The 14,373-nt window shown below is 44.8% G+C and carries 12 protein-coding genes; 10 read left to right on the top strand and 2 right to left on the bottom strand.

Annotated features, from left to right (window positions below; translation table 11 throughout):
- Positions 1-54: 54 nt before the first annotated feature.
- From KO473_RS14440 to KO473_RS14430, 3 genes are all read left to right on the top strand, one after another.
- Complete coding sequence (locus KO473_RS14440; protein WP_122130169.1) at positions 55-954, top strand: LytTR family DNA-binding domain-containing protein; 900 nt, start codon at positions 55-57, stop codon at positions 952-954.
- Positions 955-1,056: 102 nt separating this feature from the next.
- Entirely contained in the window at positions 1,057-3,000 is a 1,944-nt protein-coding gene (locus KO473_RS14435; protein ID WP_005821123.1) for a TonB-dependent siderophore receptor, read from the top strand.
- A gap of 12 nt (positions 3,001-3,012) precedes the next feature.
- Positions 3,013-3,420, top strand: a complete 408-nt coding sequence (locus KO473_RS14430) for a DUF2141 domain-containing protein (RefSeq protein WP_005780516.1) — start codon at positions 3,013-3,015, stop codon at positions 3,418-3,420.
- 72 nt (positions 3,421-3,492) lie between these two features.
- On the opposite strand, the gene KO473_RS14425 is transcribed toward KO473_RS14430, so the two are convergent.
- Together KO473_RS14425 and KO473_RS14420 are read right to left on the bottom strand one after the other, a co-directional pair.
- Positions 3,493-3,837 (bottom strand): hypothetical protein, encoded by a 345-nt coding sequence (locus KO473_RS14425; RefSeq protein WP_005807567.1) that lies wholly within the window; start codon positions 3,835-3,837, stop codon positions 3,493-3,495.
- The gene (locus KO473_RS14420) at positions 3,834-4,136 is read right to left on the bottom strand and encodes a septum formation initiator family protein (RefSeq protein WP_005807565.1); all 303 of its coding nucleotides are present in this window, start codon (positions 4,134-4,136) and stop codon (positions 3,834-3,836) included. The genes KO473_RS14425 and KO473_RS14420 overlap by 4 nt, the downstream gene beginning before the upstream one ends.
- 148 nt (positions 4,137-4,284) lie before the next feature.
- On the opposite strand from KO473_RS14420, the gene KO473_RS14415 reads away from it, so the two are divergent.
- From KO473_RS14415 to KO473_RS14385, 7 genes are all read left to right on the top strand, one after another.
- A complete protein-coding gene (locus KO473_RS14415) occupies positions 4,285-6,129 on the top strand; it encodes a DNA polymerase III subunit gamma/tau (RefSeq protein WP_005821122.1) in 1,845 nt (614 codons plus the stop codon).
- 100 nt (positions 6,130-6,229) lie between these two features.
- The gene (locus KO473_RS14410) at positions 6,230-7,210 is read left to right on the top strand and encodes a head GIN domain-containing protein (protein WP_032537668.1); all 981 of its coding nucleotides are present in this window, start codon (positions 6,230-6,232) and stop codon (positions 7,208-7,210) included.
- A gap of 424 nt (positions 7,211-7,634) precedes the next feature.
- Positions 7,635-10,373, top strand: a complete 2,739-nt coding sequence (locus KO473_RS14405; RefSeq protein WP_032537528.1) for a carboxypeptidase-like regulatory domain-containing protein — start codon at positions 7,635-7,637, stop codon at positions 10,371-10,373.
- 26 nt (positions 10,374-10,399) lie between these two features.
- The gene (locus KO473_RS14400; protein ID WP_005821116.1) at positions 10,400-11,614 is read left to right on the top strand and encodes a DUF4876 domain-containing protein; all 1,215 of its coding nucleotides are present in this window, start codon (positions 10,400-10,402) and stop codon (positions 11,612-11,614) included.
- A gap of 38 nt (positions 11,615-11,652) precedes the next feature.
- Complete coding sequence (locus KO473_RS14395; protein ID WP_181996016.1) at positions 11,653-13,203, top strand: DUF6850 family outer membrane beta-barrel protein; 1,551 nt, start codon at positions 11,653-11,655, stop codon at positions 13,201-13,203.
- 21 nt (positions 13,204-13,224) lie between these two features.
- Positions 13,225-13,809 (top strand): hypothetical protein, encoded by a 585-nt coding sequence (locus KO473_RS14390; RefSeq protein ID WP_005807551.1) that lies wholly within the window; start codon positions 13,225-13,227, stop codon positions 13,807-13,809.
- Complete coding sequence (locus tag KO473_RS14385; RefSeq protein ID WP_005807549.1) at positions 13,793-14,368, top strand: PepSY-associated TM helix domain-containing protein; 576 nt, start codon at positions 13,793-13,795, stop codon at positions 14,366-14,368. The genes KO473_RS14390 and KO473_RS14385 overlap by 17 nt, the downstream gene beginning before the upstream one ends.
- Positions 14,369-14,373 lie beyond the last annotated feature (5 nt).

Below are 14,373 nucleotides of genomic sequence, written 5' to 3'. Positions count from 1 at the left end.
TGTCCGTTCGATATTTTATATTATTTTGCAACAAGAGTGAAAAACAGAATACAAATGAGAAATCATTGGAGTGAAAAAATACGAAGACACCTGCAAAGTCCTTATCCGGTTGTGTATCAAAGATGGAAGGTGGTATTGATTTCTTCGTTGGTCGTATTCCTTATATTACTGGTTTTACAGCCTTTCGGAATATCGGGCATTGAGGGGCATAAGTTTTGGATACTTTTGGGCTTTATGGGTGTGACAGCAGTATTTCTGAGCATCCCCGTGTATCTTTTTGCCTGTCTGTTTCCGGAGTTTTACAAAGAAGAGGGGTGGACTGTATGGAAACAGATAGTCAATCTGTTGATGGTAATCTTATTTATTGCTGTCGGTAACTGGCTTTATTCAACATTTGTTTTTGGCTGGGGGCTGCGTTGGGATGTCTTTTGTGTTTTTGCATTGTTCACTTTGGTTATCGGACTTTTCCCTACAGTACTTTTCATTTTATTGAATCAAAACAGGTTGTTGGCTATCCATTTAGAGGAAGCGACGGAGATGAACCTCCATTTACAGCGGTCGGTATCTGCGATGGAATCTGTAGAAACAACTGAAATAGTTTCTTTGCTTTCGTTCCAGGGCGGTACCAGGGAATCTATGGAATTGGACTCTAAGGACTTGTTGTATATAGAGTCCGATGGAAACTATATCCGGGTGAACTATCAGAAAGGAGGCAGAAATATGCAGTGTCTGTTGCGGACGACCATGAAGCAGGCGGAGGAAGTAACCGGTGGGTCTCCGTTGGTGGTGAAGTGCCACCGTGCTTTTCTGGTCAATCTCCGTAAGGTGGTAAAGGTTAGTGGAAACTCACAGGGCTACCGTTTGCTTTTGGAAGGTTATCCGGAAGAGATACCTGTATCACGGGCCTATTCCAAACAGGTTAAAGAGTTGATGGAAACTATAGTCGGCAAATAACCGTTGGTCACAAAAAGATGCAGTTCGTCACATAGGACGAGCTGCTTGTCACATATCCGGGCTGTCTGTCCCGGATATTTTTTTGCTTGGAACCGATCCTTTATGTTTGCCGGTGAAAATGTTAGCAAACAGACCACAATGAAGAGATTCTATGTAACAGTGATTGGAAGCTTGATGCTTCTCCCGGTTTCACTCGTAGCCCAAAACGTAACTACGGATACCATTTTTTTCACGACTTTAGGTGATAGTATATTGTTGGACGAGGTAGTCGTCAAAGCACATAAAACTCCCAGGGCTAACAGCCGCTGGAGCGATTTGCGACCGGTCGATCTGGTAACGGTAGGAGGAGCTAACGGAGATTTATATCGGGCTTTGCAAACCCTTCCGGGGGCTCAAATTCAGGGTGAAAGCGGTCGTCTGTTGGTGCGTGGCGGGAGCAGTAACGAAACACAAACCTATATAGACGGCATGCATGTGTTGAATCCTTATACTACAACCGGAGCGGATACTCCTGCACGAGGACGCTATTCCACTTTTATGTTCAGTGGTGTCAATCTGGCTTCCGGCGGACAGTCACAGGAGTATGGAGAGGCCTTGTCTGCTGTACTTCCTCTGGAAACCAAGGACCATAGTACGGTCAATAAACTGGGAATGAATGTTTCTACCGTCGGATTGGGAGGAGGTGGTACGCGGGCTTTCGGGCACTCTTCACTTTCGCTGAATCTCGATTATCAGAATCTGTCACCTTATTATCGGGTTTATCCTTCCCGGACTGATTTCAAGCAGCCATACGGTATGTTTTCCGGTGCTGCCCAATATCGGTACACGCCGGATGAAAGGACTGTATTCAAATTATATGCAGGGTATGACCGTACTTCCTTTTCGAATTATGCAGATGCAGACCGTCATCTTTTCGCTTTGAGTGAAAATAATGTTTATCTGAACACTACCTTCCGCAAACGTGCCGCTTCCGGTTGGAATTGGTTTTTCGGGGCTGCGTATTCTTTTTATGACCGGCGAGTGGGAGGTGCAGTGACAGGCGGGGATGCATGGAGTGAGCGGCAGCAGGAACTTCATTTGAAAGTCAGGTCCTTCCGGCAATTTACTCCTTGGCTACGTCTGGATGCGGGAGTTGAAACTTTTATCCGGTCATATCGGGATTATTATCGGTTTGAGTTGCTCTATGATGAAAACCGTATGTACCCCACGATCTGTGCAGGATTTCTTTCGTCCATTTTTTATCTGTCGGAACACTTCAAAACAGAACTGTCTTTCCGTCCGGAGTATGTTTCATTGAACCGGCGGATGAACTGGTCTCCCAGAGCTGCTGTCAGTTATGCGTGGAATCGTTTGTCAATCTCGGTTGTGGCAGGACAATACACTCAATTACCGGGAAATAAATACCTGATAAAAAACACTGCTTTGCCCTCTAATATCTGTAGGCAGACTCTCTTCAGTCTCCAATACGAACAGAGCGGGCGATTTTACAAAGCGGAGTTTTATTACAAAAATTATAAAAGGCTGGAATTGTCTGTTCCCCAAGGTATGGTTCCCGATGGATACGGACATAGTAAAGGCGTTGACCTATATTTTTGTGACAATGCCCTATGGAAGAATTTTGAATACCGTTTGTCCTATTCTTATAATCTTTCAAAACGGAAATACCGGGAATATACTGAACTGACCGTTCCGCAATACGCTACCCGTCATAATGTGTCATTGGTACTGAAATACAGTGTTCCCCGTCTGCGAACCATCTTCAGCGTGACCGACCGGTTGGCAAGTGGGCGTCCTTATCATAATCCGGAACTGCCGGGGTTGATGAATGATGAAGTAAAACCCTGCCATTCTCTCGATTTGGGTATCACTGTGCTGGCGAGTAAGAAGGTTATCGTACATGCCTCTGCCACTAATCTGACGGGGCGTAAGAACGAATATGGACGGATTAACGGACAGGCCGTCCGTGCTTCCAGTGACCGTTTCTTCTATCTGGGAGTTTATATCACTTTAGGTAAGAAAGTAGCTTATGATGTTTCTAATTTTTAAATATTTACCATTATGAAGACAATGATTATTTTGCTGTTTGCAGTACTAACGAGTGTGTCCGTAGCGGGTCAGAATCTGACATTGATTGTCAAAGACGTGGAGCATGTGGACGGATCTGTTTACGTGGCTATCTATTTTTCCAAACAGACCTTTATGAAGAAGCCTGTTTTCGGTTTTCGGGTAGGAGTGAAGGACCGGACGATAGAGATACCCTGTAAGGGAATTCCTGCCGGTACTTATGCCATTTCCCTCTTTCAGGATGAAAATGAAAACGGGAAGTTGGATACCGGTGCATTCGGGCGTCCTTTGGAAAAGTTCGGGTTCAGCAATGATGCCGAAGGAGTCTTGGGAGCTCCTTCGTTTGAAAAATGCTGTTTTGAACTCGAACGGGACACTACGATGGTTATTCATTTAAAGTAGTGTATCATTCGGTTTCAATTGCTGATGCAAGTGGAAGGTAGAGAGGAAACTTTGAAAAAGGGGAGCTCTTTTTTATTTAGAGAGCTCTTTCTCCTCTTCCTGCGGAATGCGAAAAGCTGTATAAAGTTCCAATATAGCTGCTATGGTGAGGCAGGCAATCCATTCGTTGCCGCGTGTGGTGAACATGAATGCACCTGTCAGTATCAATGCCAGTGCACCGAATATCTGTTGAATGCGCAGTCGGCGGAGCGTTTTGCTTTTTGCCCGGAGCGGAGTGTTGACCTGGGCCAATGCCACAAAGCCTGCCCCGATGGTATATATATAAGGTGCATACACCCATCCGGTGATAAAGACGGCAGCTCCTACGAGAGCCATCACGGCGCCTACGGCGAAAAGTGCGGGTATCAGTTGTTTCATTCGTTCTCGTCAAATACGTAAATGTCTTCGTTGGGCTTTTTCATCAGATATTTTTCGCGCGCTATCTGTTCGATGGCTTCAGGATTGGTGCTCAACTCGTTGAGGCGCTCCGTGTTTTCTTCATACTCTGCGCGGTATTTATCAATCTCTCCCTGCAAGCGGCTGATTTCGCGTGCATAGCCGATGCGGCGGATCATACTGTTTTCGTCCAGAAAGCCGATGATGACTCCGAATGCCAAGACGGTGATCCAGTATTTATGTCTGCCTATAAACTCCCAGATTGTGATTAATTTGCCCATGATTTTCTCATTAATTCCAGATGCAAAGATAAAACTAATAACTTAAAACGTAGCATTTCCGCTCTAAAACTTATTCCGCTTCCTTTTTTCTCCTTGCACTTTTTTGCGTACATTTGCACAAACTCAAAAAACAGAGATCATCCGGAATATGGAAAACTATATCGTATCCGCCCGTAAGTATCGTCCTTCCACCTTTGAGTCGGTCGTGGGGCAACGGGCACTGACCACTACACTGAAAAATGCTATCGCCACCCAGAAACTGGCGCATGCTTATCTGTTCTGCGGACCGCGCGGAGTGGGTAAAACTACTTGTGCACGTATTTTTGCCAAGACCATCAACTGTATGAATCTTACGGCAGATGGCGAAGCCTGCAACGAATGTGAGTCGTGTGTCGCTTTCAACGAGCAACGCTCGTACAACATTCATGAACTGGATGCGGCGTCCAACAACTCGGTAGACGATATCCGCCAACTGGTGGAACAGGTGCGTATTCCGCCACAGATAGGTAAGTATAAAGTGTATATCATTGACGAGGTACACATGCTGTCGGCCTCGGCTTTCAACGCCTTTCTGAAGACATTGGAAGAACCTCCCCGCCATGCCATTTTCATTTTGGCTACAACGGAGAAGCATAAAATCCTTCCCACCATTTTGTCGCGTTGTCAGATTTACGATTTTAACCGTATCAGTGTGGATGATACCGTGAATCATCTGTCTTATGTGGCATCGAAAGAAGGAATCACAGCCGAACCTGAAGCCTTGAACGTGATTGCGCTCAAAGCGGATGGAGGTATGCGTGATGCACTTTCCATTTTCGACCAGGTAGTAAGTTTCACCGGAGGTAATATCACCTACAAGAGTGTGATTGAGAATCTTAATGTGCTGGATTATGAATACTATTTCCGCCTGACAGACTGCTTCCTTGAAAATAAGGTAAGTGATGCTTTACTATTGTTCAACGATGTACTGAACAAAGGATTCGACGGTAGCCATTTCATCACCGGACTTTCATCACACTTCCGTGATTTGTTGGTGAGCAAAGATGCTGCTACACTCCAGTTGCTTGAGGTAGGTGCCAGTATCCGCCAACGTTATCAGGAGCAGGCACAGAAGTGCACATTGCCGTTCCTGTACCGGGCCATGAAACTTTGCAACGATTGTGATATGAACTATCGCGCCAGCAAAAATAAACGTCTGTTGGTGGAACTGACCTTGATACAGGTTGCTCAGCTTACCGTTGAGGGGGATGACGGCAGTGGTGGGCGTGGCCCTAAACAAGCCATAAAACCCGTCTTCACGCAACCTGCCGCTGCACAGCAGCCTCAGGTAGCACCTGCCGCTTCGCAATCTCAGAGTACGAATGTCGCTGCACCTGCTGCTCCGCAGGTTGCGCCCCAGCAAGCCACTGCCTCTCCGGCTGTCAACATACGTCCGGGCGGAGCGGTTTCTCCACCGGGAGCTATGCCCGATGCGGTACGGATGGCGCAGTTTAAAGAAGAAAAGAAGATTCCTGTGATGAAGAAATCCAGTCTCGGACTTTCCATCAAGCATCCTCAGAAGGAGGAAGAGCAGCAGGGATCGGGAGCGGTCCATACTGTCCAGGTGCAAACACAGCAGATTGAAGAAGATTTCATCTTCAATGAACGCGATTTGAATTATTACTGGCAGGAATACGCCGGACGTATGCCGATAGAACAGAAAGCGATTGCCATGCGTATGCAGAACATGCGTCTGTCATTGCTCAATGATACGACTTTTGAGGTGGTGGTAGACAATGAAATCATTGCGAAAGATTTCACGGCACTGATTCCCAACATACAAGCATATTTGCGTGGTTCATTAAAGAACCGCAAAGTGACAATGACCGTTCGTGTCAGCGAAGCGACGGAGAATGTACGTGCCGTCAGCCGTGTGGAAAAATTCCAGATGATGGCACAAAAGAACAGCGCATTGTTGCAACTGAAGGAAGAGTTCGGTTTGGAACTGTATTAAGGAAAGCAACCATCCGTTTTTTTGCAAGAAATACAGGTTTCTGTGCAACGTTCCGGATACTTGTTACGTCTAATAGCTATAATCAAAAAATAGAATGAATATGAAAACAATTCGTAAGAGAGGGATCAGTGCATTTCTTTTTCTGTCTTTGTTGATGTCGGCAACGTTGGTAAGTGCCCAAGGAGCGATTGTGGCAAGTGGTAAATACATAACGAAGAACGTTAAAGTGTCGGGATTCGACCGGATTCAGCTGAAAGGAAGTCCGACCATTGAATACACACAGTCGTCGGGAGGAACCAAGGTTCAGGTTACAGGATCGGACAATCTGGTTGATTTGATAGAATGCCGGGTAGAAGGAAGTACGCTGATAGTGAATATGAAGCCACATACTAATATTTCTTATGGTAAAGCGGGACGGCTGAAAGTCCTGGTTTCCAGTCCGTCTTTAAGAAGTGCTTTCCTTCAGGGGTCGGGCGATATCTATTTAGGTAATCTGAAGGCAGAAGAACTTGAGGTATCATTGGCCGGTTCGGGAGACATCGTTGCGGGAGATGTAACATGCAATGGTGATTTTTCTGCTTTGTTGAAAGGTTCCGGAGATATTGATGTGAAAGGACAGATTCGTGCTAAAAGTGTGAGTCTGACTTTGCAGGGTTCGGGTGACTTGAATGTTGTCGGTGTTACCGGGAGCGAAATCAGTGCAATGCTTCAGGGATCAGGTGATCTGAAAGTAAGAAGTGCTTATACCACATCGACCGTAACGGCAAAATTGAGCGGATCGGGTGATATGGATGTATTGGGTATCCGTGCCAATAATGTAGCTGCACAATTGGCCGGTTCGGGTGATATGACTCTGTCCGGTTCTACCCGCGATGCCACACTGGTGCTGAGCAGGTCGGGAGAACTTAATGCGCGTAAGTTGGATGCAGAGAATGTAACAGCCCGTGTCAACGGTTCCGGAGATATTACCTGTGTAGCTACAAAGACACTTGTGACTAATATTCAAGGAAGCGGTGAAATTTCATACAAAGGAAATCCGAGTGTGCGGTCGACAGGTAAGAATCACCTGAACAGACTTTAAACACTTTGTATCCTACCTGTCGGGTAGAATACACGAAACGCCCCTTAACAATATATGTTATTCCGATTACATATATTGTTAAGGGGCGTTTCATATATTGTTATTTCATAGGGGTATATATTGGATCAAGATTCCTGTGAGGTAAGCCGAAATAGGAACGTCCCGCATTTGACCGGATGTTATCTATATATAAACGTGTTTGGAGGAAGATTAGGACAGTAAATAAAAATGAGTCATAACTAATACCAGAATGGTAATCCTGTAATGGAAGGATTTCATCAAAAGTGATTTTGCATTGATAAAGATTAGGTAAAACAACTAAATGTAGGTATTATGTTTGCATATAGATACAATATTATACCTAAATTTTGGTATTGTCCCCGCTGTGGGTATATTGTACTTTTGCGAGCTAATAGAAGGTGAGATGATTCGTAAAATTGCATATATACTTTTTTTATTTATAATTTGCTGTAATGTGTCTCGTGCGTGGGGGCAGACGTTTGTATTCCGGGGTACTGTATTGGATGAACAAACTCATAAAGCATTGGATTATGCCACCATTCAGTTGTTTGTGGAGAAACAGTTTGCTTATGGCGGAATAACAGATGCAAACGGACATTTTGAACTTCTTCATATCAAGCCCGGGACCTATCGGATCGTCGTATCTTATTTAGGGTATGATTCTACCGAAAAAGAGATTAAAGTGCTTGGAAATACTTCAGAAATCTTTCATTTAAAGCCCTCAAACATGGCGTTGAACGAAGTGGTAGTGACTGCTTCCGAATCAAAGCGTGCTACCAGTGCTTCCATAGTCGACCGTACTGCCATGAAACATCTTCAACCCAGCAGTTTCAGTGATTTGATGGAACTGATACCCGGAGGAAAATCGGCTGATCCTCAGATGGGACAGGCCAATCTGATTCGTATACGTGAAACGGGTAAGACGGAAGATATCTCTTCATTGGGAGTTGGATTTTACATTGATGGTATTTTTCAGAATACGGATGCCAATCTGCAGTATATGCCGAGTAGCACTTCTGCTGTAAATGCGACGAGTACGATGTCAAAGGGACTGGATATGCGTACCATTCCGACTGATAATATTGAAAAGGTGGAGATCATTCGTGGTATTCCCTCTGTAGCTTATGGTAACGTGGCAAACGGCGCTGTGATTATCCAGCGTAAAACCAGCGAAAGTCCGTTATCTGCACGCTTCAAGGCTGATAAGACCAGCAAACTGTTTTCAGTGGGCAAAGGATTCCGGTTGGACGGGAACGGACGTTATGTTTTGAATGCCGATTTGAGCTATCTGGATTCAAAAATAGATCCGCGCAACAGCGTGAAAAACTATACCCGTCTCACAGCCTCCACCCGTCTGGATGGAAAATGGTTATGGAATGAACATAATATTCATTGGAATATCAGTACCGACTATACCGGATCGTTTGATGATGCGAAGCGGGATAAAGATGCAACCGTAAAGGAGGACTCTTATAAATCAGACTTCAGCAGTTTGAAGATGGCAGGAAAATGGAACCTGAAATTCCCTAACCATTCGTGGATTCGTGAGATTAGCGCGGCAACTTCTGTCAGTTGGCAGTGGGAGAAGATGCGTGAAACGAAATCTGTGTCTCTGAATCGTCCGGCCGCTATTGCTACTCAGACAGAGACCGGAGAATCTGATGGCATCTATCTGCCCTATAATTATGTGGCGCAGATGGAGATTGACGGTAAACCTTTATATGTTACGGCTTCTGCCCGTACGCAATTGGCTTTTCCACTGGGGATGCTGCAAAATGCAATGAATATAGGGGTGGAATGGAATTATCAGAAGAATTTGGGAGAAGGCCAGGTATTCGATGTGACACGACCCATCAGTGAAAGTTTGAGTACACGTCCGCGCTGTTTTAAGGACATACCGGGGCTGCAACCTTTCGCCTTCTATGCCGAGGAGGTGTTGAATCTTCCTGTAAATAGACATAAATTGGCTTTTACGGCCGGTATCCGCTTGCAGTCCTTATTGGGGCTGGACACTAAATATAAGATGCAGGGTAAGATATATCCCGATCTCCGTCTGGACTTGCAATGGAGTTTGCCGGTATCAAACGGATGGAATGTTGCCTTTTCGGGAGGTTTGGGCTGGATCAGCCGTATGCCGACCACCGCACAGCTATATCCGGATTTTAAGTATGTAGACTTGATCCAGCTGAATTATTACCATACTAACCCGGATTATCGCCGTATCAATATGATGACGTATAAATGGGATAATACAAACTATCAGTTGGAACCGGCACGTAACATGAAATGGGAAGTGCGGGCCGACGTCAGCTATAAGGGAAACCGTCTGTCGATGACTTATTTCCGCGAACGGATGAACAATGCTTTTGATGATATCACTTATTATAAATCATTGGCGTATAAGCTATATGATCCTGCAAGTATCGACGGCTCAGCTTTGACGGCTCCTCCCCAACTTTCTCAGTTGACTTATGCAAATGAATATAATCTGGATGTGTATTCCACACAAGGCAATGTAATGAAGGTGCGTAAAGAAGGAGTGGAGTTTCAGTTCGCTTCCAAACGAATCGAATCGCTCAAGACCCGCGTCACTATGTATGGAGCCTGGATAAAGACAGTTTATAATTCGGACTCTCCCAAATATAAGGCCTCTTCTATATTGTTGGACAACAAACAGTTGAAATATGTGGGGTTGTATAATGGGGACAACGGAACAGAAAGCCAGGCATTCAATACGAACTTTATGTTTGATACCTATATACAGCGTTTGGGGCTTACTTTCTCCACGTCGGCACAATGCACTTGGTATACCAACAGACGGAACTTGTGGAATAACGGCGTGCCGGTAAGCTATATCGATCAATCCGGTGAAACGCATCCGTTTCGTGAAGAAGATAAAAACAATATTCAGTTACAGCATCTGGTGGAGAAATATTCAGCCACTTATTTTGAGCGTACTACTGTGCCTTTTTATATGGATATCAATCTGAAGGCGAGTAAACGGATCGGTAAGTATCTGAATCTGGCTTTTTATGTAAACCGGCTTTTGGGTATTTATCCTGATTATACGTTACGGGGCGTACTGCAACGGAGAACGTCCGAATCGCCTTATTTCGGCATGGAAATGAACTTGACTTTTTAGTAAATGAATAATAAAACAAAATAGAAATGAAGATGAAAAAGAATCAATTGACAATCGCAATCCTTTTTGCGACAATGCTGGGATTTACCGCATGTAGTGATGATGATAAAGTGAGCATATCCACTGTAGGTATTACCACTACTGTAGATACAACCATCGAGGGTCTGCAACTGACCGGTGGGACCTATACTTTTGAAAATGTAAATACATCTGTCAAGACAGACATTGCCTATCCGGCTCAAAGTATTGAATTGGCGGACGGGTTGTATAATGTAACTTTCATTGGTAAGGGAACTTACTCACTGAATGGAACTCCGGTGGAAGTCGATGTACAGGGAGTGCAACAGAATGTGGCCGTATCCGGAGGGTCATACAAGTTGGAACTGAAAGTTCATGTACTCAATACAGGTGACCCCGATTTTGTGATTGCCGAGATATTTATTCCCGGAACCTATAATGAAGCAGGCAAGCAATATAATGGCGACCAGTATGTACGTATCTATAATAACTCGGATAAAGTTTTGTATGCGGATGGATTGATATTTATGGAATCACAATTCCAAACTACCCAGAAATATCAGTCGGTAGATCCGGATATTATGAATGAAGCTATTGCGGTAGGCTCTGTTGTAGCGGTGCCGGGCAGCGGAACAGATTATCCGGTACAACCGGGAGAGTCCTTTATCCTTTGTGACAATGCGATCAATCATAAAGAGGCTAATCCGAATTCTATAGATTTAAGTAAAGCCAATTTTGAGTGGTATATTGAATCGAAGCAAGATGTGGATAATCCGGCTGTTCCCAATCTGGATGTTTATTATTGTTATTCCAAAACTATCTGGGTGTTGAATAAACAGGGAAATCGCGCCTATGCTATCGGCAGATTACCCAAAGGCATGACTAAAGAAAAGTATATTTCAGACTATGCATACAACTATACGTATATCATGCAAAATGGAACAGCCAGTAAGCCGCAAAGCAAATATAAGTTCCCCAATGAATGGGTGATTGATGCTGTAAATGTAGGTGCTTCCAATGAATGGCAGTGGAATGTTACCTCTACCGGGTTGGATATGGGGCATACTTATATTGGTGTGAACAATACCGTTGCAGAAAACATCGGAAAGTGCGTAATGCGTAAAGCTGCCTATAAGGATGGTGATCGGGAAGTATTGCAGGATACAAATAACTCTACTGTTGATTTCACACCTGCGGCTACTCCGAGCCTGTTTAACAAATAATTGAATCCATCCTATTGATATATAAATCTTTATTATTCATGATGCGAATCCGAATTATCATTACGTTGCTGATTGCTTTATTTGTGGAGAGTCGGCAGGAAGCCTTCGGGCAGACTGCCGACACACTCTCCCTGTCCGATAAGGTGATCCGTACCGCTTCATTCGCGACCGGATTTCGTGGTGAGGTATGGCGGAATCCGGCACTTTATTATTACTATACTCCGTATACATGGACAAGGCTGGACGTAAATGGAGCTTATCATGATAAAGGAAAAGCATCTTTGAAACAGGAAGGTGATAAGGATACCCGTATCGGGGTAGATGTCAACTCCTTCGTCATTCTTTCGGAACGTGATCGTGTATTCGGTTCAGCAGGATACAGAAGTGAGAAGCAGGAGAATGTGTTATGGAATGAGAATATAGACTGGAAACTGATCGCTCCTTACGTGACCGGTGATTCCATTGGCGGTTTCCTGAAAGGAGAAACTTATTATTTCAATGGAGGTTACGCCAGTGAGTCGGGTTCCTGGACGTGGGGAATCACCGGTGGTTACAGGGCGTCTCATAATTATCGGGATAAAGATCCGCGTCCGCGTAATACAGCTTCCGATCTCTCTTTGGCTTTGGGAGCAGGATATCGTCTGGGGACATATCGTTTGGGAGTTTCCGCAGATTTCCGGCTTTATCAACAGAAAAGTGAGATTTCATTCCTTGCAGATAAAGGTTCCACTTCGGTATACCATATGTTGGGATTGGGCATGGATTATGTGCGTTTTGCCGGAAACCAGACCGGAACGAAGCATCAAGGCACCCGGTGGGGAGGAAGCATAGGCATTCTGCCGGCTGATACGGAGAAGGGGATATCGGCCACAGTCTCAATTGACCGTATGTCGATGGACAAGAAATTGAGCAATGCCAATAATCTCACTTTGCTGGAATTGAATACGACTGATTTGAAAGGGAACGTGACTTGGATGCGGGAACTTCAGCAGGCAGAACACCTTGCAGTGAAACTGGATGCAGGCTATACAGTCCGTAAAGGAACGGAGAATATTTACGGAGAGGCGGGCGGAAGCTCCTATGGAGCATTAATCAGCACATCTCCGGGAATGAAGGTCACGAATAGTCGGATTGCCGTAAGTGGTTTGTGGGAGAAGCTTTTGACCGATAAAGGTGTATGGGGAGGAGCAATTGTTCCAAACATAATCTACCATCGGTTGGAGACGGATTACAACGCCGTATCCCGGTTTGTTCACCTGTCTGCTCTGGAGAGTTCTTTGCGTGCCCGTTTGCAGTATCAGAAGAGGCAACTGCGATTGACCGCAGAAGCTAACGGTGGATATTATGCCAATTTATCGGCTGAATATTCTTTACCGGGATTGGATGCCGCGAAGTCTTCCGCCCAGACTTTGTTGGCGAATATTGACTATTTATCTGATAGCTACAGTATGGTAGGGATTCGTCTGCAAGGGGATTATCCTATCATGAAACAGTATAACCTGTCTTTGTCTGTTCAATGGCAGACTGCATATTATAAAAAATGCGGAACGGCCCAGTATGCCGCTTGTTCACTGGGCATCTTTTTCTGAAAAAATAAAAACAGTTAGCATATGAAAATTAAGTTTATGGTCGCTGCAACCTTAATGGCAGCTTTAGTAACTACTACTTCTTGTGGAAACAGTAACAAACAGAGTCAGTCCGAAAAAACGGAGCAGGCGGCTCCGGCGGCATTGAGCGTCGATAACCTGCTGGCGCATGCCGATTCACTGGCTAACCGGGAGGTGACTATAGAAGGAATCTGCACACATACCTGCAAGCACGGAGCTACAAAAATATTCCTGATGGGCAGTGATGATACTAAAACGATTCGTGTGGAAGCCGGACCTTTGGGTTCGTTTGACACCAAATGTATCAATGCCATTGTCACAGTGACCGGAACGTTAAAGGAACAGCGGGTAGATGAAGCTTACTTGCAAAACTGGGAAGCTAAACTGAAAGCCCAGACCGAAAAATCTCATGGAGAAACTGCTGCCGGATGTGATTCGGAAAAAAAAGCACGCGGCGAAACAGCCAACACTCCTGAAGCCCGTATTGCAGACTTTCGCGCAAAGATAGCAGAAAGAAAAGCTGCTACCGGAAAAGATTATCTGTCATTCTACTATATGGAAGCCAGTTCTTATGAGATCGCAGAATAAAGGTGCTGCATTCCGCAAATGGAGCCGGATTATCCACCGTGATCTGTCTTTCTTCTTTGCAGGAATGATTTTGATTTATGCTATTTCGGGTATCGTAATGAACCATAGGGATAGCATAAATCCCCATTATACAGTGACACGAACGGAATATAAAATAACAGAGGACCTGTCGGACAAGAATAAAGTCAATGAGAAGATGATTTTGGCTTTGTTGGAACCACTGGACGAAGCCGGAAATTTTACTAAATATTATTATCCGAAACCGGATCGGATTAAGGTTTTTCTGAAAGGAGGTTCAAGTCTGGTGATTAATACCCGGACAAAAGATGCTGTCTACGAGGGGGTGAAGCGCCGTCCGCTGATCTCTTCCATGGTACAACTCCATTTCAATCCGGGCAAGTGGTGGACTTGGTTTGCCGATGCCTTTGCTGTCTGTCTGATTATTATCACTGTCAGCGGTATGGTGATGATAAAAGGTCCTAAAGGATTGTGGGGCAGAGGGGGAGTCGAGTTGGTGGCCGGTATTCTGATTCCTATTCTTTTCCTGACGTGTTTCTAATAACA

It is taken from the genome of Bacteroides sp. HF-4919 (assembly GCF_018860125.1).
This window is presented reverse-complemented; position numbering and strand designations above follow the sequence as displayed.